Origin of the sequence: Streptomyces sp. NBC_01506 (assembly GCF_045040295.1) — a bacterium.
Classification (GTDB): domain Bacteria; phylum Actinomycetota; class Actinomycetes; order Streptomycetales; family Streptomycetaceae; genus Streptomyces.
The window spans coordinates 6312080-6335874 of sequence record NZ_CP109422.1 but is presented as its reverse complement, the minus strand read 5'-3'; the positions used below and the strand labels follow the sequence as shown (position 1 = coordinate 6335874).

20 protein-coding genes, 1 tRNA gene and 1 pseudogene are annotated in these 23795 nt (G+C 72.6%); 12 read left to right on the top strand and 10 right to left on the bottom strand.

Features of this window, described 5'->3' with window-relative positions; genetic code table 11:
- Positions 1-197 precede the first annotated feature (197 nt).
- Both OG329_RS28170 and OG329_RS28165 read right to left on the bottom strand, forming a co-directional pair.
- Complete coding sequence (locus OG329_RS28170; RefSeq protein ID WP_405799119.1) at positions 198-1610, bottom strand: sensor histidine kinase; 1413 nt, start codon at positions 1608-1610, stop codon at positions 198-200.
- The gene (locus OG329_RS28165) at positions 1607-2347 is read right to left on the bottom strand and encodes a response regulator transcription factor (RefSeq protein WP_405799118.1); all 741 of its coding nucleotides are present in this window, start codon (positions 2345-2347) and stop codon (positions 1607-1609) included. Before OG329_RS28165 ends, OG329_RS28170 begins: the two co-directional genes overlap by 4 nt.
- Before the next feature lie 38 nt (positions 2348-2385).
- On the opposite strand from OG329_RS28165, the gene OG329_RS28160 reads away from it, so the two are divergent.
- Positions 2386-2934 carry a hypothetical protein gene (locus OG329_RS28160; protein WP_405799116.1) on the top strand — a complete coding sequence of 183 codons (549 nt, stop codon included), beginning with the start codon at positions 2386-2388 and terminating at the stop codon, positions 2932-2934.
- Positions 2935-3070: 136 nt separating this feature from the next.
- Here the strand turns inward: OG329_RS28160 and OG329_RS28155 are convergent, their stop codons facing one another.
- Together OG329_RS28155 and OG329_RS28150 are read right to left on the bottom strand one after the other, a co-directional pair.
- Positions 3071-3967 carry a spermidine synthase gene (locus OG329_RS28155; RefSeq protein ID WP_405799114.1) on the bottom strand — a complete coding sequence of 299 codons (897 nt, stop codon included), beginning with the start codon at positions 3965-3967 and terminating at the stop codon, positions 3071-3073.
- Positions 3968-4031: 64 nt separating this feature from the next.
- Positions 4032-4484: a hypothetical protein gene (locus OG329_RS28150; RefSeq protein ID WP_405799113.1), complete on the bottom strand. Its 453-nt coding sequence runs from the start codon at positions 4482-4484 to the stop codon at positions 4032-4034.
- Positions 4485-4790: 306 nt separating this feature from the next.
- Here OG329_RS28150 and OG329_RS28145 point away from each other — a divergent pair, with 306 nt between their 5' ends.
- On the top strand, positions 4791-6218 hold the full coding sequence (locus OG329_RS28145) for a tetratricopeptide repeat protein (RefSeq protein WP_405799111.1): 1428 nt from the start codon (positions 4791-4793) through the stop codon (positions 6216-6218).
- 41 nt (positions 6219-6259) lie between these two features.
- Here the strand turns inward: OG329_RS28145 and OG329_RS28140 are convergent, their stop codons facing one another.
- Positions 6260-6856, bottom strand: coding sequence for a histidine phosphatase family protein (locus OG329_RS28140; RefSeq protein WP_405799110.1), 597 nt, complete (start codon positions 6854-6856; stop codon positions 6260-6262).
- Between the two features lie 233 nt (positions 6857-7089).
- Here OG329_RS28140 and OG329_RS28135 point away from each other — a divergent pair, with 233 nt between their 5' ends.
- The 7 genes and pseudogenes from OG329_RS28135 to OG329_RS28105 all read left to right on the top strand — a co-directional run bounded on the left by OG329_RS28135 (position 7090) and on the right by OG329_RS28105 (position 14133).
- Positions 7090-8103 carry a phosphatase PAP2 family protein gene (locus OG329_RS28135; RefSeq protein WP_405799108.1) on the top strand — a complete coding sequence of 338 codons (1014 nt, stop codon included), beginning with the start codon at positions 7090-7092 and terminating at the stop codon, positions 8101-8103.
- Positions 8104-8161: 58 nt separating this feature from the next.
- On the top strand, positions 8162-9424 hold the full coding sequence (locus OG329_RS28130) for a hypothetical protein (RefSeq protein WP_405799106.1): 1263 nt from the start codon (positions 8162-8164) through the stop codon (positions 9422-9424).
- On the top strand, positions 9415-11136 hold the full coding sequence (locus OG329_RS28125; RefSeq protein ID WP_405799105.1) for a hypothetical protein: 1722 nt from the start codon (positions 9415-9417) through the stop codon (positions 11134-11136). Before OG329_RS28130 ends, OG329_RS28125 begins: the two co-directional genes overlap by 10 nt.
- Positions 11133-12488, top strand: a complete 1356-nt coding sequence (locus tag OG329_RS28120; protein WP_405799104.1) for an AAA domain-containing protein — start codon at positions 11133-11135, stop codon at positions 12486-12488. The genes OG329_RS28125 and OG329_RS28120 overlap by 4 nt, the downstream gene beginning before the upstream one ends.
- 280 nt (positions 12489-12768) lie before the next feature.
- Positions 12769-13116: a hypothetical protein gene (locus OG329_RS28115; protein ID WP_405799103.1), complete on the top strand. Its 348-nt coding sequence runs from the start codon at positions 12769-12771 to the stop codon at positions 13114-13116.
- 185 nt (positions 13117-13301) lie between these two features.
- Positions 13302-14069: pseudogene (locus tag OG329_RS28110) on the top strand (hypothetical protein).
- A tRNA-Lys gene (locus OG329_RS28105) sits at positions 14060-14133 on the top strand. The pseudogene OG329_RS28110 and the gene OG329_RS28105 overlap by 10 nt, the downstream one beginning before the upstream one ends.
- 89 nt (positions 14134-14222) lie before the next feature.
- Here the strand turns inward: OG329_RS28105 and OG329_RS28100 are convergent.
- The gene (locus OG329_RS28100; protein ID WP_405802063.1) at positions 14223-15506 is read right to left on the bottom strand and encodes a M6 family metalloprotease domain-containing protein; all 1284 of its coding nucleotides are present in this window, start codon (positions 15504-15506) and stop codon (positions 14223-14225) included.
- Positions 15507-16067: 561 nt separating this feature from the next.
- On the opposite strand from OG329_RS28100, the gene OG329_RS28095 reads away from it, so the two are divergent.
- The gene (locus OG329_RS28095; protein ID WP_405802061.1) at positions 16068-17804 is read left to right on the top strand and encodes a putative bifunctional diguanylate cyclase/phosphodiesterase; all 1737 of its coding nucleotides are present in this window, start codon (positions 16068-16070) and stop codon (positions 17802-17804) included.
- Between the two features lie 32 nt (positions 17805-17836).
- On the opposite strand, the gene OG329_RS28090 is transcribed toward OG329_RS28095, so the two are convergent.
- From OG329_RS28090 to OG329_RS28080, 3 genes are all read right to left on the bottom strand, one after another.
- The gene (locus tag OG329_RS28090) at positions 17837-18898 is read right to left on the bottom strand and encodes an LLM class flavin-dependent oxidoreductase (RefSeq protein ID WP_405799102.1); all 1062 of its coding nucleotides are present in this window, start codon (positions 18896-18898) and stop codon (positions 17837-17839) included.
- A gap of 110 nt (positions 18899-19008) precedes the next feature.
- Positions 19009-19728 (bottom strand): decarboxylase, encoded by a 720-nt coding sequence (locus OG329_RS28085; RefSeq protein WP_405799100.1) that lies wholly within the window; start codon positions 19726-19728, stop codon positions 19009-19011.
- Positions 19725-20714 (bottom strand): decarboxylase, encoded by a 990-nt coding sequence (locus tag OG329_RS28080; protein WP_405799099.1) that lies wholly within the window; start codon positions 20712-20714, stop codon positions 19725-19727. The genes OG329_RS28085 and OG329_RS28080 overlap by 4 nt, the downstream gene beginning before the upstream one ends.
- Positions 20715-20843: 129 nt before the next feature.
- On the opposite strand from OG329_RS28080, the gene OG329_RS28075 reads away from it, so the two are divergent.
- Both OG329_RS28075 and OG329_RS28070 read left to right on the top strand, forming a co-directional pair.
- Entirely contained in the window at positions 20844-21794 is a 951-nt protein-coding gene (locus OG329_RS28075; protein ID WP_405799097.1) for a D-2-hydroxyacid dehydrogenase, read from the top strand.
- Positions 21787-23196, top strand: a complete 1410-nt coding sequence (locus OG329_RS28070) for an amidase (RefSeq protein ID WP_405799096.1) — start codon at positions 21787-21789, stop codon at positions 23194-23196. Before OG329_RS28075 ends, OG329_RS28070 begins: the two co-directional genes overlap by 8 nt.
- Positions 23197-23287: 91 nt before the next feature.
- Here OG329_RS28070 and OG329_RS28065 read toward each other — a convergent pair whose 3' ends face one another.
- Positions 23288-23788, bottom strand: a complete 501-nt coding sequence (locus OG329_RS28065; RefSeq protein ID WP_405799094.1) for a DUF3830 family protein — start codon at positions 23786-23788, stop codon at positions 23288-23290.
- Positions 23789-23795: the final 7 nt, after the last annotated feature.

Genomic DNA, 23795 nt, shown 5'->3' with positions numbered 1-23795 from the left:
CGTCGGGGCGCGCCCCGGCCGGGTGGGGGGTTCGGGTGGCCGGCCGGGGCGCGGGCGGCGGCGACCGGTGGGGACGGCAGCCGTGCGGTTCGTACGGTCTCGCGGCTGCACGCTAGCCGCCCCGCTCCCGACAAGTCACCCATAGCGGACGGGCGTTGCCGTTCTTGAGGTCCCCTTAAGGATCCGTTGGGAGCGGATTAATGCTCGGCCCGCCTGCGGCGCAGCCGGTGCCCGCGACGCTCCCCTGCCGACCGCGCGGACCGCGTACCCCGCGCGGAGCGCCACCCGCCGAGCCCGAGCCCGATCCAGATGCGTACCTCCGTGCCGCCGAGCACCGAGCGCCCGATGCGTACGTCTCCGCCGGTCGACTCCGCGACCCTGCGCACGATGTCGAGCCCGAGCCCCGTCGAGCCCTCGCGGGCGCCGCTGTTGCCGCGTACGAGCGCCGCCTCGGGGTCCGCGATCCCGGGTCCCGCGTCCGAGACGAGGACGATCACGGCGTCGTCGGCGTGGTGGACGTCGACGGCGAAGGCGGTGCCCTCCGGGGTGTGCCGGAAGACATTGCCGAGCAACGCGTCCAGTGCGGCGGCCAGTTCGGGTCTGGCGACCGGGATGCGCAGCGGGCGGCCGACCCCGGCCAGCCGTACTTCCCGGCCCTCGTCCTCGGCCAGCGCCGACCAGAAGTCCATGCGCTCATGGATGACTTCGGAGACGTCGCAGCCCACGCCGGGCGTCGTCGCACGGGTCTGGGGCTTGGCCTTGCGGGCCGTACGGATGATGGTGTCGACCTCGCGTTCGAGCTGGGCGACGGCCGCCCGCGTCTGGTCGGCGGCCGGACTCTCGCCCAGCGAGGCGGCGTTGAGGCGCAGCACGGTCAGCGGGGTGCGCAGCCGGTGCGAGAGGTCGGCGGCCAGCTCCCGTTCGTTGGCGAGGAGTTGGACCACCTGGTCGGCCATGGAGTTGAAGGCGATCGCCGCCGACCGCAGCTCCGTCGGACCCTTCTCCGGGACCCGGGCGCCGAGCCGTCCCTCGCCGAGGTCGTGGGCGGCGCCCGCGAGCCGCTGGGCGGGCTGGACCATCCGTACGCCGAGCCGGTCGGCCACGGCGACGGAGCCCACGATCAGCGCGATGCCCACACCCGCGAGCACCAGCCAGGCCGTGGCGACGCCGTTGGAGACCTCGTCCTCGGGGACGAACACCTCGATGATGGCGATCTTCGCGGTGGAGATCGCGATCGGCTGGAGGAGCGCCGAGCCGCCGCTGACCTCGGCGATCGAGGCCCTGCCGAGCCGCTGGGTGGCGAGCAGGTCCTTCTGCGCCGCGCGGCGGGTGCCGATCTCCATGGGCAGACTGCCGGGCTCGTCGGAAGCCGGCACATGGACGGCCAGTTGCCCCGTGTCGCCGATGGGGCTGGACCGTACGGCCCACTCCAGTTGTTCGCGGCCCTGGGCGATGGAGAGCACCGGGCCGAGGGTCGCGGCCTGCCGTTCGGCGTTGGAGAAGGCCCGGTCCTTGGCCATCTCCTTGATGACGAGACCGAGCGGGACGGCGAAGGCGAGCACGACCATCGCGGTCACCGCAAGCGAGACCCTGACCAGTGCCCATCTCATGACAAGGGCTCGTGCGCGCCGGGGCCCGCCGCCGGCGCCCGCAGGTCCGGCGGCTCCAGCTTCACGCCGACGCCGCGCAGTGTGTGCAGATAGCGGGGCCGGGCCGCCGTCTCGCCCAACTTCCGCCGCAGCCAGGACAGATGGACGTCGATGGTCTGGTCGTCGCCGTACGACTGCTGCCACACCTCGGCCAGCAGCTCCTTGCGCGCGACGACCACACCGGGCCGTACGGCGAGGAAGGCGAGCAGGTCGAACTCACGCCGCGTCAGATCCAGCCGCGCACCGTCGAGTTCGGCCTGGCGGCGCAGCGGGTCGATGGCGAGGCCGCCGACGCGGATGACACCCGAGGGCGGTTCGCCGGCGGCGGTGGCGGTGGCGCGCGAGCGGCGCAGCACGGCCGCCATCCGGGCCGACAGATGCTCCACCGAGAAGGGTTTGGTGAGGTAGTCGTCGGCTCCGTCGTTCAACAGCCGTACGATCTCCGCCTCGTCGTCCCGCGCCGTGGCGATGATCACCGGCACATCGGTGATCCCGCGCAGCATCTTCAGCGCCTCGGATCCGTCGAGATCGGGCAGTCCGAGGTCGAGGATGACCACGTCGAAACGGAAATGGGCGACCTCGCGCAGCGCCTCCAGGGCGGTGCCGACGCTCCGCACGGTGTGGGAGGCCTCGGTCAAGTGCCTGATGAGGGCGGAGCGCACGAACTGGTCGTCCTCGACGACGAGCACACTTGGCATGGGCGGCACCGTACGCCACGCGGGGCGGGTGGTGCAGTATGGCCTCGATGCGCAGAGGACTCGTACATGCGATGGCGTGGACGCTCGCGACCGGGGCGGCGGTCACGCTGTCCTGGTGGGGCGTGCACACGGTCGTGGTGGGCACGGTGTACGACAGGCCGCGGGCGCTTCCGATCACCGGGGAGAACGCGACGGCGCAGGGCGCCCGGCCGCGGGCCTCCTCGACGCACCGCCCGCCGAGCCCGCCGCCGTCGCCGTCCCCGGAGTCCCCGAAGGCCCCGGAGTCCGCCAAGTCCCCGGACCCGTCCGAGATGCCGGACGACAAGCCGTCCACGGCCGAGTCCTCGAAGTCCCCGAAGTCGCCGCAGAGCGTGCGGAGTTACCCGGTGGACGGCGGCCGGGTCGTCTTCGATCTCGGCACCGAGTCCGCCGAGTTGGTGTCGGCGACGCCGGAGGACGACTGGCAGATGCAGGTGTGGAAGCAGGACTTCTGGATCCGGGTGACGTTCACACGGGACGAGAGGGAGATCTCGGTCTTCTGCACGTGGCACGACTCGGCGCCACGGGTACAGGTGGACGAGCGGTAACGCTGTGGCCGGGAGGGTTCCAATTACAGCCCGTCCGGCGATTGAGGACAGGCGCGGCCCACGAGCCGCGTAACCCGGCCAATGCTCCCCGACCACAGCGCTGTGGACCGGTAAGCCTCGTATGCCGCACGCGCGTTCAGTCGAATGTACCCGCAGGCGGTACGGGTGACGGTTTGGCGTTCGCGTCGGTGACCACCGCCGCCCCGCCGGTGAAGTCGGTGAGCGACCGACCGTGTTCCACCCGCCCCGGATGCGGATCGCTCGCGACCCGGCGCGTCAGCTCGGCGAGAGGCAACTCCCGGTCGGACGCGAGAAGTACGGCGTTGCCGAAGCGCCGGCCGCGCAGTACGGCGGGGTCGGCGGCGAGCGCCAGTTCGGGGAAGACGGTGGCGGCGGTGGCGATCTGGGAGCGCAGATGCGCGAGCGGGGGCCCGTCGGCCAGGTTGGCCGCGTAACCGCCGCCGGGCTTGAGCACGCGCCGTACGTCGGCGAGGAATTCGGCGCTGGTGAGATGCGCCGGGGTACGGGCTCCGCCGAAGACGTCCGTGATCACCAGGTCGGCCCAGTCGTCGGGCATCTTGGCGAGTCCGGCCCTCGCGTCGGTGGAGCGGACCCGGATCCGGGCGGCCGGGTCCAACGGCAGTTCCCTGCGGACCAGTTGGACGAGGGGCGCGTCCAGCTCCACGATCTGCTGGGTGGACCGGGGGCGGGTGGCCGCGACGTAACGGGCGAGGGTGAAGGCGCCGCCGCCGAGGTGCGCGACGTGCAGCGGGCGGCCCGCGGGGGCGAGGAGATCGGCGACATGGCCGAGTCTGCGCTGGTAGGGGAAGGTGAGATGCGTCGGGTCGGCGAGATCGACGTGGGACTGCGGGGCGCCGTCGATCAGCAGCGTCCAGGCGCGGGGGCGCTCGCGGTCGGGCACCAGCTCGGCGAGGCCGCCGTCGACCGGCTCGGTGGTGGTCTCGTGCCCGGGTCCCGGCCCGGGGACACCTCGTCCACGCCGCCTGTTCTTCGCCGTCGGGTTCTTCGCCACCGGTCCATTGTCACCCGGCGGCACCATGTCGGCGATCGCCGACGGCGATCGCTACCGGTGGCCGCTACCGGTGACCGTCGGCCGCCTCGATCAGCCGGGCCGCCTCACCGAGCGCTTCCCGCAGCACCTCCGGGTCCGTGACCTCCCCGGTGTCGTCGTCGGGCGGCAGCAGCCACGCACCGCCGGTGACGGGCGGCTCGGCCGGCACCCGCAGTCCCCGGCCGGCCGTCTCCGTACACGCGCTGCCGGGCATGTCCCAGCCCGCCGCCGTGCCGGGCGGCACCAGGAATCCGAGGTTGTCGCAGTTCCCGTCGAGCAGCACCGGCCCCACCGCCGGGGCCTCGCCCGCGCCACGGCGCAGGATGTCGACGGCCTCCAGGCCCTGGCGGGCCGGGACGGTCACGAGATCGCAGGGCACACCGCCGTCCCCGCCGGAAGCCGCACCGGGCGGCAACGCGCTCGCCTCGGCCGTGGGCCTGTGCTGAGCAGTCGTCCATGAGCCGTCACTGGTCTTCATAACCGACCTCCAACTCCAACAAGGGAACCCTCCTCGTCGAGTGCAGACACGTTGCGCGTCTCCGCATGGTTCAACGCGCCACGGCGTCAACAGCTACGGCGGGAGTCCGCCGCAAAGGGTGGCAGTTCATGGCAGATCGTGGGTGAGATATCCGGTTTGTAGCCAAACTCCCTGTAGGCAACTCGTCACAACAGGTACGTTCTTGGACGCCGGACCGCCGGAACACCGGTAAACCGGCCACGAGGTGTACAGGCCGCAAGGTGAACCGGCACGCAGGACAAAGGTGTCCCAAGAGAGGTCTCGGCCATGGCGTCGACCCGGGCAGTTCCCAATCTCGCTTTCCGCCGACTGCGCGGCCGTCGCTCGCCGGGCGAGTTCGCGGCGGCCGTACGCAGGTCCGCGCGGGAGATCGGTGAGCAAGTCGCGTGCGACGCACGGTACATCGGCCGGGTGGAGGCCGGTGAGATCCGCTGTCCCAACTACGCCTACGAACGGGTCTTCCTCCATATGTTCCCCGGCCTCACCCTGGCCGATCTGGGCTTCTCGGCACGCGAGAGTGTGCGCGGCCGGGCGTCCAGAGCCACGGCCGGCGCCTGTGCGGCGCCGGCCCCCCTCCCGGGCCCCCTCCCGGCCCGGACCCCGGCCCCGACCCCGGCCCGGACCCCGGCGCGCGGCGACGGCAGTGACATCAGCGAGGAGAGCGACGTGCGGCGTCGCGCATTCATGACGAACAGCACCGCGTCGATGGCGGTGGCCTCGCTAGGCATCGGCAGCGGCATCGGCGGTGCGCCCGCCGCGGCCGCGCCCGTCCCCCGGCAGGTGGGCGAGGCCGAGGTGAGCGCCCTGGAGGAGGCGGTACGCCGGATCCGGCTGCTGGACGACCGGCACGGCGCCGACGGCCTGTACCGGCGGGCGGCGCAGCCCCTGCGGACGGCGTACGCGCTCCTCGACGCGGGCACCGCGACCCGCAGCGCCACGGCCGACCGGCTGCACGCGAGCGCGGGCGAACTGGCGATCTCGGTGGGCTGGCTGGCCCACGACTCGGGCCGGTTCGACGACGCGCGCTCGCACTACGCGGAGGCGCTGGCGACCGCGCGGGTGGCCGGTGACGCGGGACTCGAGGCGCACGCGTTCTGCAACACCTCGTTCCTGGCGAGGGACGCGGGCCGGCACCGCGAGGCGGTACGCGCGGCGCAGGCCAGCCGGCACGCGGCGCGGGACCTCGCCTCGCCGCGGCTGCTGTCGCTCCTCGCGCTGCGCGAGGCGGGCGGCTGGGCCGGGCTCGGGGACCGTACGGGCTGCGAGCAGTCGCTCGGGCAGGCGCACACCCTGTTCGAGCGCGGTCCCTCGGACGACGACCCCGAGTGGATGTCGTTCTTCGGCGAGAGCGAACTCCAGGCGCTGGAGGCGCAGTGCCGGGCGGCGCTGGGCGACTGGTCGGCGGCGGCCCGGCACGCGTACCGGGCCACGGTCCTCCAGGACCCGCACTTCACCCGCAATCTCGCGCTCTACCGGGCGGAGTTGGCCACAGATCTGGCGCGGGCGGGCTTCCTCGACGAGGCCGCGGCGGCGGGGCACCAGGTGCTGGACCTGATGGACGAGGTCCAGTCGTCGCGCATCCAGGGCATACTCGCGGGCATGGTGCGGGTGCTGCTGCCGAAGCGGCGTACGGCGGAGGTGGGCGGCTTCCTGACCCGCCACGCGTCGACGGCGGCGACGGCGCGGCGGGCGTGACGGGCCTGCTCCGACCGGGGCGCCGGACGGGCCCGCGGGCCTCAGCCCGCGAGGTGCCCCGTGTCGTTCCAGATGTCGATCGCCGGCGCCCCGTACGCCCAGTCCAGGACCGACAGCGACGTCGGCGCCAGCCGGATCCGGGAGGCGAACGACACGTCCTGGCCCAGCCAGCGCGCGCCGATCGCGCGCAGGATGTGACCGTGCGCGAAGACCAGTACGTCACGGTCGGCCGAGCGCGCCCACGCCACTACCTCGTCGGCGCGCGCGGCGACCTCGGCCAGCTTCTCACCCTCGGGGACACCGTCGCGCCAGATGAACCAGCCCGGCCGCACCGCCTGGATCTCGGCCGGGGTCATGCCCTCGTACGCCCCGTAGTCGAACTCCATCAGCGCGTCCCACGCCCGCGCCCGCCCGCCGAACCCCGCGAGTTCACAGGTGTCGCTCGCGCGCAGCAGCGGGCTGGTGCGGATCTCCGCGTCGGGCAGACCCGACCACGGCTGCCGGTGCAGCCGCTCCCCCAGCAGCTTGGCGCCGCGCCTGCCCTCGTCGAGCAGAGGGACATCCGTCCTGCCGGTGTGCCTGCCGGACAGCGACCACGCCGTCTGACCGTGCCGGGCGAGGAGGATGCGCGATGCCATGGAAACTCTCCCTGAGGTTCACAACAGGTGCCGTCCCATCATCGCGTACCTGAACACAGGGCAACCGCCGGGACGGTCTCGGCGTCCCCATGGGCAGCCGACGGTAATGCCGCGCGGGCTCCGTCGACGCACGAGGGTTCGTAGGGGGACCCCTCTCATCCGCGTGAGCGCCTACACCGTACGGTTGAACGTCGGCGGAAGGCCGCGTAAATACATTGAGGGAGACCGTCCGGATGCCGCAGATCGGCCATGCGCGCACCGCCCACCGGCCCCGCTGGTGGGCCGAACTACTGCTGCTGGCGGTGGTTTACGGGGCGTACTCGGCCGGCCGGCTGCTGGCGCGCGGCGATGTGTCGACGGCCGTGGACCATGGTCTGGCGATCCTGCGAATAGAAAAGGCGTTCTTCCTGAACGCCGAGCATCCGCTCAACAGACTCTTCACCAGCACCCCGGCCCTCGGGATACCCGCCGACTTCGCGTACGCCTCGCTGCATTACGTCGTCACACCCGCCGTGCTGATCTGGCTGTTCCGCCGCCGCCCCGCGCACTACCGCGCCGCCCGCACCTGGCTGATGCTCTCCACACTGCTCGGTCTGATCGGCTTCACCCTGCTCCCGACCTGCCCGCCGCGGCTGCTCGACGCCTCGTACGGGTTCGTCGACACGATGGCGCAGTACAGCTCGTACGGCTGGTGGGGCGCCGAGGCGAGCGCACCGCGCGGGCTCGGCGGGATGACCAACCAGTACGCGGCGATGCCGAGCCTGCATGTCGGCTGGGCGCTGTGGTGCGGGGTGCTGCTGTGGCGGCACGGCAGGAAGCCGCTGCTGCGGGCCGTCGGTGCCGTCTATCCGCTGCTGACCGTGGTCGTGGTGATGGGCACGGCGAATCACTACTTCCTCGACGCGGTCGCCGGCGGCGCCGTGATGGCGGCGGGCGCGCTGCTGACGGGGCCCGCGCTGCGGGCCGCCGACCGGGGCTGGGTGCGCGCGGCCGACCGGTACGCGTTCGTGGGCAGGCTCGCGCGGCTGCCGCTTCCCGCACCCGACGCGGGACCGGGATCGGAATCGGAATCGGGATCGGAATCGGGATCGGGATCGGGATCTGGGTCGGAATCCGGGTCGGGATCGGGATTGGGATCGGAAGCGCGGTCGGGATCACCGTCGGTGCCCGGCCCGAGGCGTGAGTCCGTCGCGGTCGCGAACGCCTCGGCGAACGCCCCGGCGAAGTCCTCGGCCGCCAAGTCCTGAGTGCCCAAGTCCCCGGTCAAACCTCCGAATGTCAGTGACGGATGCGAGACTTCCGCGGGTGAGCGATTCCCCGGGCAGCGCACCCGCACCAACAGCAGCTCCGGCGTCCCCGGCGGCACCGGAGCCACGACCGACGACGCTCCGGCGGCTCCTCGCCGAGCTGCGCGGACCGGACGTCGCGCCGCATCCGCTGGACGCCCGCGCGCTGGCCGCGCTCGCCGCCAACCCCGGCTGCGGACGCCGCGCGCTGCTGGACGGCGCGGGGGTCGACAAGACGGCGCTCGCGGCGGCGCTCGGCTCCCCGGCGCCGTTCGGGCAGTCGCAGTTCGCGTTCATGCGCGGCAACGCGTTCGAGGCGCGCGTCAAGGCCGACGGCGGTGCGGAGTTGATGCGGCTCCTGCACGAACGCATGGGCGCGGGGTCGCCCGCGCCGGTGCCCGGTGAGGTGCGTGTCCCCGACCTGTCGGCGGCCGGCCCCCAGGGACGCGCCGCGCGTACGGCGCTGGCGCTGCGCGAGGCGACGGGAGCCGCCGCCGGGTCCGCCGCGTGGACGCTGCTCGTGCACCCGCTGCTGGCGCTGGAGGTGGCGGGCTCGCCCGCCTATCTGGAGCCGGACGCCGTGGTGGTGTGTCCGGACGGCCGTTGGACGGTCGTGGAGATCAAGTCCTTCCCGATGATCGACAGTTCCGCCGACCCGTCGAAGGTAGGCGCCGCCGCACGGCAGGCCGCCGTGTACGTGCTGGCGCTGGAGCGGGTCGCCGACCTGGTGTCCGGCGCCCGGGTGGACCACTCGGTGCTGCTGGTCTGCCCCAGGGACTTCTCCAACCTGCCGACCGCCTCGGTCGTGGACGTACGCAAGCAGCGGTCGGTGACCCGGCGGCAACTGACCCGGCTGACCCGGATCGAGGACATCGCGGCGACCCTGCCCGAAGGCACCAGCTTCGACCTGGAGCGGTGCACGCCGACCGAGCTGACGGCGGCGGTCGACGCGGTGACGGCGGCGTACGCGCCGGAGTGCCTGGCCGCGTGCGAGCTGGCCTTCCACTGCCGGGGCCGGGCCCGCTCGGCGGGGGCCGTGGAGGCGCTGGGACGGGGTGTACGGGGCGAGTTGGGCGGCCTGACGACGGTCGGCGCCGTCCTGGCGGCGGCGCGCGGTGAGGGCGCGCCCGGGGCCGGGGCCGCCGACGACGACGATCCGACGGTGCTGGCGCTGCGCCGGGCCGCCGCGCTGCGCGCGGAGGCGCTGAAGTCCCGCCCTCTTGAGGAAGGCGCGGTCCTCAAGGGCGCGGTCCTGGAAGGCGTGGTCGCCGGATGTCGCTGATCAGCACCCTTGCCCGGCTCGAGGCGGTGGAGAGCGGGCGCGCGCAGCCGCTGGCCACCGTGTGCCACCGGCGGCTGTCGGCGCGCCCCCTCGTGTTCGTCCCGCTCACGACCGCCGGTGAGGCCGGCGCCCCGCTCGGCGCGCTCGTCGGTACGGACCGCGACGCGCCCCGGCTGCTGACCGTGGCGCAGCCGCGCGACCGCGATCTGCGCTTCGCGTTCCTCGCCGATCTGGCGGAGGTGCTGCTGCCTCATCTGGACGCGTACGCGGACGACGTGGAGCCCGCCGAGCGCAGCGAGAGCGACCCGGAGACGGGTAAGCGCGTCAAGGTCGAGGTCGATCTGTGCGTGGACGCGCCGCAGTTGATCGTGCCGAACCGGCCGGGGGTGGACTTCGTACGGCTGCTGGGGCGTTCGATGCGGTTCCGGCGTACGGCGGAGCAGGACCCGGACACGCCGTATCCGGCGCCCGCGCGCGTGCCGCTGCTGGGCCGCTGGCTGACGCACTACGGCGAGCGGGCGCGGGTGCCCGGGTCGTCGCTGCTGCTGGCGGCGACCGATCTGCTGAACAGGCACTGGGCGACGGGGCAGTCCAGCCTGGAGGACCAGCATCTGGGGGCGCTGCTGGCCTGGATCGACCCGCCGGACGGCGAGTCGGGGCCAGGCGCCGCGCTGCGTGCCGAGACCGCGCGGGACGCCCGTGGGCAGTTGCGCTGCCCGCCCGCCGGTCCGGCGACGGACCCGGCGTTCGACAACAGGCTGCTGGCGCCGGCGATCGACGAGTACGACCGGGCGCGGCAGTCGCTGGGCGCCGCCGAGGACGGACCGGGCGCGGACGAGCAGTTGGGCCGGCTGACCAGGGCCGAGCGGGAGATCCGGGCGCTGCTGGAGAGCCAGGCGCGGCCGACGTGGGACGCGGTGTGGCGGGGGCTCGATCTGCTGCGGGAGCTGCCGCAGGGGGCGCGCGTCGCCGACCGCTGGACGCGCGACCGCTGGTCGTTCACCGGCCATCGCGACCGTGTGCGGTCCGGCGAGCCGCCGCAGCCTAGGCACGACGACGCGGTGACGGCGGCGCAGAAGCTGGCCTCGCGGGAGACGGCGCAGGCGCAGTTGGAGGCGCAGGAGGCGCTGGACGACCCGCTGGTGCTGGCCGGGCGCAGGCTGTCGGGCGAGGCGTTCATCGGCGAGGTGACGGACGTGGTGATGGCCTACAGCGAGAGCAAGCGCCCCAGCCCGCGCCCGCTGATCACGCTGTACAGCGAGGACCGTCCACAGCTCGGCGAGCGTACGAAGGTGTACCGCTCGCTGGACGGCAAGCCGCAGTCGGCCGAGTTCGTGGGCTGGGAGCCGGACGGGCACGGCCTGTTGGTGCTGCGGCTGACGGACCGGATGGGCCGTGACAAGGAGCCGGCCGAGGGGTCGCTTCCCCACAAGGGCGACCGGATCGCCTGGACGCTGTTCGAGCACGACCAGCGGGGCGGTCCGAAGCTGCCTTCCACGGAGGAGACGCCGTGGACGCACGGGGGGCCGCCGAACGCGGAGGGGGTCGTTACGGGAGCCGGGGCCGCTCCTGTCACCGGTGCCGGTGGCGCGGACGGGCCCGGTCCCGTCCTCGGAGCCGTACATCTTCCTGAATCCCGTACGCCCGCCGACGACGCGCCCGCGCCGCCACCGCCGCCCGCCGACCCGGTGACCGAGGAGGACTTCCTATGACCGCCGCCGTCGCATCGGATCGCGCCGGTTTCGACCCCGGCGCCGAGGCCGCGCGGGCGACCGACGCGATCCTGCACGACACGCTGTACGGCGCGTACCGGGGCGTGGTGGTCGACTCGCCGCCGGGCGCCGGGAAGTCGACGCTGGTGGTGCGCGCCGCGCTCGAACTGGCGTCGGCGGGGCGGCCGTTGATGGTCGTCGCGCAGACCAACGCCCAGGTGGACGATCTCGTCACGCGCCTCGCCGACAAGGCCCCCGACCTGCCGGTCGGCCGGCTGCACAGCAACGACCCGGATCCGTACGACCCCTCGCTCAACGAGCTGCCCTCTGTACGGAAGTCGGCGAAGGCGGCCGATCTGGCGGGCCTCGACGTCGTGGTGTCGACGGCGGCCAAGTGGGCGCATGTGCAGGGCGTCGAGCCGTGGCGGCACGCGATCGTGGACGAGGCGTACCAGATGCGTTCGGACGCCCTGCTGGCCGTCGCCGGGCTTTTCGAACGGGCGCTGTTCGTGGGCGACCCGGGCCAGTTGGACCCGTTCAGCGTGGTCGGCGCCGACCAGTGGGCGGGGCTGTCCTACGACCCGTCCGCGAGCGCGGTCGCCACGCTGCTGGCGCACAATCCCGAACTGCCGCAGCACCGGCTGCCGGTGTCGTGGCGGCTGCCCGCGTCGGCCGCGCCGCTGGTGTCGGACGCGTTCTACCCGTACACACCCTTCCGCAGCGGTACGGGCCCGGCGGACCGGCGCCTGAGCTTCGCCGTCCCCTCGGACGGCTCGGGCCCGGACCGGGTGGTGGACGAGGCGGCGGCGTCCGGCTGGGGCCTGCTGGAGCTGCCCGCGCGGCGTACGCCCCGTACGGACCCCGAGGCGGTACGGGCGGTGGCCCTGGTCGTCCGCAGGCTGCTGGACCGGGGCGGCGCGACGGTGGGCGAGCGCGGCCCGGACGCGGCGCCGCTGACGGCCGACCGGGTGGCGGTCGGCACGGCCCACCGCGACCAGGCGGCGGCGATCCGCGCGACGCTCGCCGAGCTGGGGGTGTCGGGGGTGGCCGTGGACACGGCGAACCGGCTCCAGGGCCGTGAGTTCGACGTCACGGTCGTCCTGCACCCGCTCTCGGGCCGCCCGGACGCGACGGCGTTCCATCTGGAGACGGGCCGCCTGTGCGTGCTCACCTCCCGGCACCGGCACGCCTGCATCGTGGTCTGCCGCGCGGGCGTCCCGGAACTGCTCGACGAGCATCCGTCCACGGAGCCGGTTCAACTGGGAGTGACGATCAAGTTCCCGGACGGCTGGGAGGCGAACCACGCGGTGCTGTCCCACCTCTCGGAACACCGGGTCACCTGGCAACCGTGAGCCCGGGACGGCGACGACGAGGCCGGCCCCCGGACACCGCACGCCGGACGGAGTCCGGCATGCCGCCGGAGGCGGCCAACGGATACAGCCCGGGACGGCCGGGAGGCGAACCACGCCGTGCTCTCGTATCTGTCGGAACACCGCGTCACCTGGCAGCCCTGGGACGCCCACTTGCGCGGGGCGGGACAATGGACGGTGGCCGAAACGGCACGTACGACCTCACGGACGACTTCACGTACGACTTCACGGACGCCCACACCAGGAGCAGCAGGAGGACCACATGGCGGAATCCGAGTCGAGTCAGCGACGGCTGCGGCCCGCCCCGCTGCTGTTCGAGCCCTCCGAGGCGGCCGCCGATCCGGAGCACTTCTTCGACCTGGAGTCGATCGACGACCCGGGCGCGCTGCTGGACCGGGCCACCGAGCTGACGCTCGCCTTCCGGGCGGCGACGGACCGGGCCGTGGAGTTCCAGGCCGTCGCCGCCGCGCAGCTCGCCGATCCGCGCCGGTTCGACCGGCTGACGCCCGCGGACATCGCCGAACGGGCCCGGTGGACCGAGGACTACGCCAAGAAGATGGTGGAGTTCGGGCGCGATCTGCTGCGAAACGGGCGCACGCCGGGAGAGTGATCACCGGCCCCCGCTCCCGCGTGGAGTGGAACACCGCCTCGCCCCCGTGTGCCGGGAGCGGACGGGCCGGGAGCCCGCCCGTCTGGCATATGCCGGGCCGCAGGTTACGCCTACCCGCACCACCCTGTCCCGGTTTCCGCCAACTCCCCGGAACGGAGCGGTTACTCCAGGTAGATGTAGTTGCCATGAGCGCATGGCTGCGAGATGAATCACCCCTGAGCCCGGGTGCCTGCGACGACGAGCGCCGGACCGACATCTTCACCTACCTCCGTGAGGAGAGCCGCCACCACACCGCGCAGGTCACCGCCGCCGGCGCCGGATGGCTCGCCTCCGCGGGGCCGTATCCCCGCTCCACGCTCTCCCTCTGGGAGGCCAGACCCACGGCCCCCGGCGTGCTGCCCTGCGGCACCGTCTTCGACGTCGTGAACGTGCCCGCGATCTTCGGCAGACGCATGCTCGACCGGCTGTGGTCCGAGGGGCCGGGCTCCGGGCCCGTCGCCACGCACCGGGGGCGCACGATGCTGTTCGCGGCCCCCGGCACGGCCCAGCGGCTGCCGTCGCTGCTGTCCTGGGAGGAGTGGGGCCGCTCGGCTCCGGAGGGCGCGGCGCCGGCCGTTCCGCCGCTGCTCTGCCACGGTTCCGGCGACGCGGTGACCGTCCCCTCGCTGGTCCCCGCCGCCGCCCCGGCGCCGCGCTGGGTGGTGGCCCCCGACACCCGCCATCCATGGCTGCCGGGTCCCGAGGTCCTGCTGTGGGCGTGCGTACGGGCGGGCCGTGCCGCCCTGCGGACAGTGGCCGCCCGGCCCCCGGCGGGCACGGTGGCCGGACTGCCGGGTTCGCGCCCCTGAGCAGCGCACCAGCCCCTTCGAGGGCCCGCTCCGGGGCCTGTCATATCGATTTTTCTTCGCACCGATCCTGGTGCTAAGGTCTACGACGTCAGCAGGCGCCGCTAGCTCAGTTGGTTAGAGCAGCTGACTCTTAATCAGCGGGTCCGGGGTTCGAGTCCCTGGCGGCGCACAGACAGGGAAAGCCCCTCGCGAGAGCGAGGGGCTTTCCTGTGTTCACGCCCCTCACGCCCCTCACGCCCCCTCGCCCCTCGCCCCCCGTCATGCCCCCGCCCGCATCCTCGTCGTCACCTTGACCGTCCAGGCTCCCGTCCGCGTACGGTCGGCCACCTCCACCTTCGTGCCCTCCCCCGGCACCGTGAACGTCTCCCCGACCTCCATCGGCGCGTCCGCCAGCGGCGGATAGACCGACTGGTCCCAGCACGCCTCGCTGTCCGGATGCGCGTCCACCACCTCGATGGGGCCCTCGCCCGACTCCGTCTCGCCCCGCACCCGGTAGATCAGCACGCCCTCGGTACAGGTGGTGGCGTCGTTCCCGGTCGAGCCGCGTGCCTCGATCGCCAGGGCCGAGTGCTCGCTGGTCCTGACGACCGCGAGCCGGGTCCCGGCGCTCGCGCCGACCGGGGGCGCGGCGTCCAGCGGTTCCAGGGTGAGCATGCTGCTGCCGGTGGGCTTCACACAGCTCACCTGCCGTCCGCCGAGCCAGCCCAGTTTCCATTTGTGCCAGCCGAACAGGTCCGGCGCCAGGCCGAACTGACTGCCCATCACATCCCAGTCGCCGACATGGGTGTCCCAGTCGCCCCTGCCGTCGGTCGGCCGGTGGTAGAGGTCGGGCAGGTCGAAGACATGCCCGGTCTCGTGGGCCAGCACATTGCGGTCCGGCGGGTGCCGTTCGAAGACGGTCACGACACGCTTGATGTCAGTGCCGTCCGCGCTCAGCGGGTGATCGAAGTTGACCACTTTCGTCGCGTCGGAATCCACGCCGGGCGCGTCCGGATCGGCGACCAGGTAGACGACGTCGTACCGCGAGAAGTCGATCACCGGATCGGCGGCCGCCAGCGCGTCGCGCAGATACGCCGTGCGCATCGCCGGCTCCCAGTCGCGCTGTATGGCGTAGTCGGAGGACGCGCGGGGCATCTTGATCCACTGGAGCCGGGGATGCGGGCGCAGCACGAATTTGCCGTAAGAGGCCCGCTCGAAGAATCTGCTGGTCGCCGGGAAGTGGTCGGCCACCAGCTCGGCGGGCTCCAGCTTCGGCGCCGCGTCCGGGAAGGACAGGAAGACCATGACCGCGTCGAGGGTCCTGGCCGGGCGCGGGTAGGAGGCGTTCCAGGTGTCGAGGCCGAGCGAGTGGTGTGCGGGGGTACGCGGCAGGGCGCACGGCCCGGCGGATGCCGCCACGGCGGGGCCGGCCACCAGAGAGGTGGCGGCCACCGCGACGAGGGAGGTGAAGGCCGCGGCCGCGCTGCGCAGGCGCGGCCGGTCCACTCCCCCGGGTGTCAGGCGACGCTCCACGTGGACCTCCGGCTGCGGAATGCGGGACAGCTCACCCACCTTGTGTCTTTTCGCTCCTTTACGCCCTGTTCCGCTGGCCCAGTTGGGTGAGCGGAACGACACCCCCGACGGATCACGGAAAGTCACAATCGATCAGGGCGAAGACAGGTCGCGCCACAGACGCGCAGAAACGATCGCCCGCCGACCGGCGTCGACATCACGCACCCGGGTTCACCACGGGGGAGCTGGAACGGCCGACCGGCCTGCCTCTATGATCGGCACACTTTCCACACTTTCCTGCGCCGAACATCGCGAATCACACCCCTGTACGACACCACTGCACTGCGGGAGCGAGCCGTGAGCGGAACCTCCGAAAGGCCCCAGCGTGCGGCAGTCGCGGCGCCCCACTCCGCCACGCCGTCAGTCACCGAGTGTCACGCTCTGGCCATACAGGACGACCGGTGCCACGCGCGCGGCGAACGGCGTGCCCCCGCGCGCCCCGAAGCCACGCCCCCCGAAGCCGCGCGCCCCGAGGCAGCACGCCCCGAGCCCACGCACCCCGAAGCCACGCACCCCGAGCCCGCCGGCCCGGCCCCCGAGGCGCGCGACCATCTGACGCTCCCCACCCACCAGGAGCACCGCGACTACCGGGCGGCCTTCAACGCGGCCCGGCTCCCCATGGCCGTCGTGGACCGGCGCGGCACCGTCGTCACCGCCAACGACGCCCTCGCCGAGCTGGTCGGCACCGAGCGCGACTCGCTGAACGACCGGGCCGCCGCCGACCTGGTCGACCTCGCCTCCGACGACCGGACCTGGCACGCGTACCAGGAAGTGCTGCGCGGCCGGCGCGCCCGCTTCCGCTGCACCCGCCGCCTCAAGCACCCCGACGGCCGCGCCCTGTGGGCGGAGGTCACCGTCGCGCCCCTGCCGGACGGCGGCAGCGTCCTGCTCTCCCTCACGGACATCAGCGAGCGGCGCGAACTCCAGGCCAGGCTCCGCCATCTCCAGATGCACGACCCGGTGACCCGGCTGCCCAACCGCACGCTGTTCTTCGAGCGCCTGTCGACCGCGCTCGAATCGTCGTACGACCATGGCAGAACAGGGCGGATCGGCCTCTGCTATCTGGACCTCGACGGCTTCAAGGCCGTCAACGACACGCTCGGGCACCGCGTCGGCGACCGGCTGCTCGCCGCCGTCGCGGGCCGGCTCACCGAGTGCGCCGACAACGACGGCCACAGCCGGGGCGGCAGCCATCTCGTCGCCCGCCTCGGCGGCGACGAGTTCGCGATCCTGGTCGAGGACTCGGCCGGTACGGAACAGCTCGCCGATCTCGCCCGCGCCGTACTCGCCGCGCTCCAGCTCCCGTTCGACCTCGCCGGGCAGCGGCTCTCGGTCTCGGCGTCCATCGGCGTCGTGGAACGGGCCGCCGATGGCACCACCCCAACCGGTCTGATGCAGGTCGCCGACACGACGCTGTACTGGGCGAAGGCGGACGGCAAGGCCCGCTGGACCCTCTTCGACCCCGAGCGCAACGCGCACCGGATGACCCGCCAGGCGCTGTCGTCCACGCTGCGCCCGGCCGTCGAGCGCGAGGAGTTCGTGCTCCAGTACCAGCCGCTGGTGGGGATGGCCGACGGAGTCGTACGGGGTGTGGAGGCGCTGGTGCGCTGGAATCACCCGCAGTTCGGCATCCTCGCCCCGAACCGCTTCATCGGCATCGCCGAGGAGGACGGCTCGATCGTGCAGCTCGGCCGCTGGGTGCTGCGTACGGCCTGTCTCCAGGCCCGTCGGTGGCAGCGCGACCACCCGGCGGACCGGCCGCTGTTCGTGAGCGTCAACGTCGCCGTACGGCAGGTCTGGGACTCCGACCTGGTGGCCGACGTCGCCGCGATCCTCGCCGAGACGGGGCTCGCGCCGCGGCTGCTGCAACTGGAGCTGACGGAGTCCGCCGTGATGGGCTCGGCGGGCCGGCCGCTCCAGGCGCTCCAGGCACTGAGCGACATGGGCGTGCGGATCGCCATCGACGACTTCGGCACCGGCTACTCGAACCTGGCGTATCTGAGCCGGCTGCCCGTCTCCGTACTGAAGCTGGACGGTTCCTTCGTCCGGGGCTTCCGTTACGACGAGGGCGTCCACCCCAACCCGGCGGACGAGACGATTGTCGAGACGCTGGTCCATCTCGCGCACCGGCTGGGCCTCACCGTCACGGCGGAGTGCGTGGAGACGGCGGGCCAGGCGGCGCGGCTGCGCCGGATCGGCTGCGACACCGGGCAGGGGTGGCTGTACTCGCGGGCGGTGGCGCCGGAGCGGATCGCGGAGATGATCGGGGTCAGCCCGCTGAAGGTCTGACCCCGGCCCCCGGGACCCGGTCACCACGGAGGTCAGCCGGGCAGCCCGTAGGCGTCGGCGATCAGGTCGTAGCTGCGCAGCCGCGCGTCGCCGCCGTGGGCGTTGGCGGTGAGCATCAACTCGTCGGCGCCGGTGCGCTTCTGGAGGTCGTCAAGACCCGCGCGGACGGCGTCCGGGGTGCCGTACACGATGTTCGTCAGCCAGCCGTTCACGAAGTCGCGCTCCTGCGGGCTGAAGCTGTACGCCTGCGCCTCCTGCGGCGTCGGGACGAGCCCGGGGCGCCCGGTGCGCAGCCGCAGCATCGACAGCGCGCCGGTCAGGACCTGGCGGTGGGCCTCTTTCTCGTCCTCGGCGGCGAGGGCGGCGACGCCGATCACCGCGTACGGGGCGTCGAGCACGGCCGACGGCCGGAAGGACTCGCGGTACAGGTCCAGCGCGGGGATCGTGTTCTGCGCCGAGAAGTGGTGCGCGAAGGCGAACGGCAGCCCGAGCCTGGCGGCGAGCTGGGCGCTGAACCCGGAGGAGCCCAGGAGCCAGATGGGCGGCCGGGCGGCGGGGCCCTGGACGGGTCCGGGGACGGCGTGAATGCGCGCGTACGGGTGCCCGTCCGGGAAGTCGTCGTCCAGGAAGCGGGTCAGCTCGGCGAGCTGCTGGGGGAAGTCGTCGGCGCCCTCGTTCAGCCGGTCGGTACGGCGCAGGGCGGCGGCCGTGGCCCCGTCGGTGCCGGGCGCCCGGCCGAGCCCGAGGTCGACGCGCCCGGGGGCCAGGGCCTCCAGGGTGCCGAACTGCTCGGCGATGACGAGCGGCGCGTGGTTGGGCAGCATGACGCCGCCCGAACCGAGCCGGATGCGCTCGGTGTGGGCGGCGAGATGGGCCAGGATCACGGCGGGCGACGAGGAGGCGACACCGGGCATCGAGTGGTGCTCGGCGACCCAGTGCCGGTGGTAGCCCCTGCGCTCGCCGAGCTTGGCGATCTCGACGCTGGTCCGCAGCGACTCGGCGGCGGTGCCGCCGCTGCCGACGGTGACCAGGTCAAGCACGGACAGCGGCACGGGCGCGCTGCCCGGAGCCGTACCTCGAATTGCGTCAACCACCGGTGCGGGCCCTTCTGAGCGGGGAGTTCGGTTACGACCCAGGGCAACAGGAGGAGGGCTCCGTTTTATTCCCGGACTCCGTTACCCGGCTCGTTCCCGCCCTGCTCCAGCTACTCCCGGCTCGCGAACAGCGTCCCCAGCTTCGGCGCCCACGCGTGCCGCTCCAGCAGACGCAGGCCCTCCCACACCGTCACCTGGTTCGCGGTGAGGACCGGTTTGCCCAGGGTCTGCTCCAGCTCCGGGAGATACGCCGCCGTGTGCAGCGCCGTGTCCGGGAGGAGGACCACCTCCGCGTCCGGGTGGTCGCCCTCGCGTGCCAGGGCGAACACCTCGTCGCGGCCCCAGGTGCCGACCTCGGCCGCCGTGATGATGCCGCTGCCGCGTGTGGAGACCACCTCGATGCCCGCCGCCTTCAAGAAGGCGGTGAAGTAACCCGCGACATCCTCCGGATACGTCGCGGCCACCGCGACCCGCCGCGCGCCCAGCGCCTGGACGGCGTGCGCGAAGGCGAAGGACGTGCTGGAGGCCGGCAGCCCCGCCTCCACCGCCAGTTGGCGTGCCTGTTCGTGGGCGCCGTCCCAGCCGTACACGAAGCTGCCGCTGGTGCACGCCCAGACCACGGACTCGGCGCCCGCCATCCGCAGCTCCTCCACGCCCTCCGCCAGCCGTCGCGCCGAGCCCATTTCCAGGAGCGCGTCGACCCGGTGGGCGTCCTCGCCGATGTCGGTGTGGACGAGGGGCAGTCTGATGTCGCTGTCGAAAAGCATCTCCAGACGGGGGTAGTCGTCCTCGGCGGAGTGGCCGGGGTAGAGAAGTCCGACGGTCGTCATGTCCACCCTTCCTGTTCCTCGGTCGGAGCGTCCGGCTGGGCGGGCTGCGCCCACTCGCCGGGCTGGACCGGCTGAACGTCCTGCATGTGCTGGACCGGTTCCATCCGCCCCAGCTCCGCGATGCCGGGGATGTCACCGATCCCGGATATCTCGGGGATCTGGTGGATCTCGGGGATCTGGTGGATCTCCGGCATCTCATGCAGCTCGGGGATTTCTCCCCTCACCTCCAGCCTAGGCACGTGGCGCACCGGAGGCGGGTCGAGGAGCAGGCCCTGGTAGGGACCGACCGCGTGGGCGCCGATTCTGCGCAGGGCCGCCCACATCGTGACCTGGTTCGCCGACAGCACCGGCATCCTCAGCTCCGCCTCCAACTGCGGGATCGCGTCGTACGTCGGCAGATTCGTGCAACTGATGAACAGCGCGTCGGCCGCGCCGACGACGGCCTGCCGCGCCATGTCCACCACCGACCGGTACGGCACCTTCCAGATGTGCCGGGTCAGCCCCAGGAAGGCGCGACCCGTGACCGTTACCCCGGCCTCGGCCAGATACTCCTCCAGCGACTGGGTGACCGACTCCGTATACGGGGTGACCAGCGCGATCCGCTTCGCGCCCAGCTCCTCGAGCGCTTCCAGCAGCGCGCCCGAGGTGGTGAGCGAGGGGACCTCGCCCGCCGTGTTCATCGCCTCGCACATGGCCCGTTCGCCGCCGACACCGCCGACGAAGCTGCCCGAGGTGCAGGCGTACGCGATCACTTCCGGTTCGGTCGCGCCAAGGGCCCGCACCGCCTCTCCGAGGGTCTCGTGCTCACTCACGAGCCTGGCAAGGTCCAGCGACACCTCGACGGGGACATAAGGGGTCCTCGTCAGGCGTAGCGAGATCTCGTCAGGCATCCAACGCCAGAGTTCACGGTCGAGAGCGAAATCAAATGGGGCGACCACACCGACACCACGCTGCGGTTGTGGCCCGCCCAGAAAGGAGACATCCATCGCACGGCCCCCTTGGCTGTTATTGACGACGGTAGGAGCACAATGCGAGCGTGGTCAATCGTCACAGGAAAGACGTTGCACCGAATTTTCCTGGGGGAAATCCCCGCCCCGATCGGAAGGGCTCTCCCGATGGCCGTACCGACCCTGCTCGTCCTGGGTGCCGACCCCCCGCCGCGCCTCGGCCGGCTGACCGGTCGGGCACACGTCCGGTACGCCGACGAGTCCTCGCTCGCCGCCCAACTCCCCCTGGCAGACGTCCTGTTGGTGTGGGACTTCACTTCCGACGCGGTCCGGTCGGCCTGGCCGGGCGACGGCCCGCGGCCGGGCTGGGTGCATACGGCGAGCGCGGGCGTCGACCGGCTGCTGTGTCCCGAACTGATCAACTCCGAGACCGTCGTCACAAACGCCCGCGGCATCTTTGAGGAGCCCATTGCCGAATATGTGGCAAGTCTAGTACTTGCCATGGCCAAGGATCTGCCGGGAACTCTTGAACTCCAGCGTCAGCGGCGCTGGCGCCATCGCGAGGGACTACGGGTCACCGGCAGCCGCGCGACCGTCGTCGGGGCGGGTCCGATCGGCCGGGCGATCGCCGTCACCCTCAGGGCGCTGGGGGTGACGGTGGCGATCACCGGCCGTACCGCGCGCCCGGGAATCCACGGCGCCGATCAGTTGGACCGGCTGCTGACCCGCTCCGACTGGGTGATCTGCGCGGCGCCGCTCACGGACGACACACGCGGCATGTTCGACGCGCGTCTGTTCGGTCTGATGCAGCCGTCGGCGCGCTTCATCAATGTGGGGCGCGGACAGCTCGTGGACGAGAGCGCGCTGGTGGACGCCGTGTCCAAGCGCTGGATCGCGGGCGCCGCCCTCGACGTCTTCGAGGCGGAACCGCTCGATCCGCAGAGCAGACTGTGGGACGTGCCGGGCCTGATCGTGTCGCCCCATATGAGCGGTGACACGGTCGGCTGGCGGGACCGGCTGGGTGAGCAGTTCGTCGGGCTTTACGACATCTGGTCGTCCGGAGAGCCCCTGCCTAACGTGGTGGACAAGAAACGTGGGTACGTCCCCATGCATGACTGACTCCATGTTCCTCACCGATCTCACCGCCCGACAGTTGATGGCCGGCTACGAGAAGGCCGACTTCTCGCCGGTCGACGCGGTGCGCGCCGCGCTGGAACGGATCGAGGCGGTCGAACCGCTCGTCAACGCCTTCGTGCGGGTCGACGCCGACGAGGCGCTGGCCGCCGCGGAGGCGGCCACCGTCCGGTGGCGGCGGAAGGAGCCGAAGGGGCTGCTGGACGGGGTCCCGGTCTCCGTGAAGGACATGTTCCTGATGCGGGGCGGGCCGACCCTGCGCGGTTCGCGGACGGTCGACCCGGCGGGCCCCTGGCCGGACGACGCCCCGGCGGTGGCGCGGCTGCGCGAGCACGGCGCGGTCCTCCTCGGCAAGACGACGACGCCGGAGTTCGGCTGGAAGGGCGTGACGGACTCGCCGCTGAGCGGGGTGACCCGTAATCCGTACGACCTGTCCCGTACGGCCGGCGGGTCGAGCGGCGGCAGCGCGGCGGCGGTCGCCCTCGGCGCGGGTCCGCTGTCGATCGGCACCGACGGCGGCGGCTCGGTGCGGATCCCCGCGTCCTTCTGCGGGATCTTCGGGCTCAAACCCACCTACGGCCGTATCCCGCTCTTTCCGTCCAGCCCCTTCGGCACGCTGGCGCACGCCGGTCCCATGGCGCGCGACGCGGCCGACGCCGCGCTGCTGCTCGATGTCATCAGCGGCGCGGACTGGCGCGACTGGTCGCAGCTCGCCCCGGCGTCGGGTGTCGGCGCCGCCCTGTCGCAGGGGGTCGCGGGGCTGCGGATCGCGTACTCGCCGTCGTTCGGCGGCCAGGTGGCCGTGCGGCCCACCGTGGCGGCGGCCGTACGGCGCGGGGTGGGGCGGCTCGTCGAGCTGGGCGCCTACATCGAGGAGGCCGACCCGGACATCTCGGACCCGGTGGAGGCGTTCCACACGCTGTGGTTCACGGGCGCGGCGCGGGTGACGCAGTCGCTCGGCGATGAGCAGCGCGCGCTGCTCGATCCGGGGCTGAGGGAGATCGTGGCGGAGGGGTCGCGGGCGAGCGCGCTGGACTATCTGGCGGCCGTGGACGCGCGGATGGAGCTGGGGCGGCGGCTCGGCCGGTTCCACGAGACGTACGACCTGCTGGTGACGCCCACGCTGCCGATCACCGCGTTCGAGGCGGGTGTCGAGACGCCGAAGGGCTCGGGGCACCGCCGCTGGACGGGCTGGACCCCGTTCACGTACCCCTTCAACCTCACTCAGCAGCCCGCGGCGACGGTGCCGTGCGGGGTGGACGAGGACGGGCTGCCGATCGGCCTCCAACTGATCGGCGCGCGCCACGCGGACGCACTGGTGATGCGGGCGGCCCACGCGCTCTACGAATCGGGAGCGACGTCCCTCCCGGCCCCCACCGGTGCGTAGCTCGTGCGGCCTGGGGACCGTTGGCCGGGCGGGCTCAGTCTGAGCCCGCCCGGCGATTGAGGGCGAACCGGCCCGCCGGGCGGATCCGGCCTCAGACGCGCCGGAAGTTGAGGGTCTCGCCGATCGCGCCCGCGCGCCACAGGTCCTGGCACGCCTCCGCCATCTCGTCCAGCCCCTCCACCACCGAGCCCCAGACGATCCCGGGGATCCACCCCGTGTCGCCGTTGATCAGCAGGTTGTTGCGCTCGTAGAACAGCGCGAGGTCCACGACCGTACGGCGGCCCCGGTGCGCGGCCTGTTCCTCGTACCCGTACGACGTGGTGCCCAGCACCGTGTCCGAGAAGGTGAAGTAGCACAGGTCGCCCGGAATGGGGGTGACCGTCGGGTTCTCCAGCGGCGGCTCCTGTGCCGCGAAGCCGGGCATCAGCGCGTAGATCTCGTTGCGCGCGTACTTCGCGTGGTAGACGTCACCGCCCAGCGGCAGCGCATCCCACACAGCGGCGCAGGTGATCGGGGCCAGATCGTCGAGGAGTTTGGCGGTGCAGCGTACGCCGCGCTTGTCCAGAGACACTTCGATGAAGCGGTCGCTCATAGGTCTT

What these genes read in the sequence shown, in the direction of transcription:
- OG329_RS28170 (WP_405799119.1), bottom strand. Translation starts at nt 1,610, where the DNA reads ATGAGATGGGCACTGGTCAGGGTCTCGCTTGCGGTGACCGCGATGGTC.
- OG329_RS28165 (WP_405799118.1), bottom strand. Translation starts at nt 2,347, where the DNA reads ATGCCAAGTGTGCTCGTCGTCGAGGACGACCAGTTCGTGCGCTCCGCC.
- OG329_RS28160 (WP_405799116.1), top strand. Translation starts at nt 2,386, where the DNA reads ATGGCCTCGATGCGCAGAGGACTCGTACATGCGATGGCGTGGACGCTC.
- OG329_RS28150 (WP_405799113.1), bottom strand. Translation starts at nt 4,484, where the DNA reads ATGAAGACCAGTGACGGCTCATGGACGACTGCTCAGCACAGGCCCACG.
- OG329_RS28145 (WP_405799111.1), top strand. Translation starts at nt 4,791, where the DNA reads ATGGCGTCGACCCGGGCAGTTCCCAATCTCGCTTTCCGCCGACTGCGC.
- OG329_RS28140 (WP_405799110.1), bottom strand. Translation starts at nt 6,856, where the DNA reads ATGGCATCGCGCATCCTCCTCGCCCGGCACGGTCAGACGGCGTGGTCG.
- OG329_RS28135 (WP_405799108.1), top strand. Translation starts at nt 7,090, where the DNA reads ATGCCGCAGATCGGCCATGCGCGCACCGCCCACCGGCCCCGCTGGTGG.
- OG329_RS28125 (WP_405799105.1), top strand. Translation starts at nt 9,415, where the DNA reads ATGTCGCTGATCAGCACCCTTGCCCGGCTCGAGGCGGTGGAGAGCGGG.
- OG329_RS28120 (WP_405799104.1), top strand. Translation starts at nt 11,133, where the DNA reads ATGACCGCCGCCGTCGCATCGGATCGCGCCGGTTTCGACCCCGGCGCC.
- OG329_RS28115 (WP_405799103.1), top strand. Translation starts at nt 12,769, where the DNA reads ATGGCGGAATCCGAGTCGAGTCAGCGACGGCTGCGGCCCGCCCCGCTG.
- OG329_RS28085 (WP_405799100.1), bottom strand. Translation starts at nt 19,728, where the DNA reads ATGACGACCGTCGGACTTCTCTACCCCGGCCACTCCGCCGAGGACGAC.
- OG329_RS28080 (WP_405799099.1), bottom strand. Translation starts at nt 20,714, where the DNA reads ATGGATGTCTCCTTTCTGGGCGGGCCACAACCGCAGCGTGGTGTCGGT.
- OG329_RS28075 (WP_405799097.1), top strand. Translation starts at nt 20,844, where the DNA reads ATGGCCGTACCGACCCTGCTCGTCCTGGGTGCCGACCCCCCGCCGCGC.
- OG329_RS28070 (WP_405799096.1), top strand. Translation starts at nt 21,787, where the DNA reads ATGACTGACTCCATGTTCCTCACCGATCTCACCGCCCGACAGTTGATG.
- OG329_RS28065 (WP_405799094.1), bottom strand. Translation starts at nt 23,788, where the DNA reads ATGAGCGACCGCTTCATCGAAGTGTCTCTGGACAAGCGCGGCGTACGC.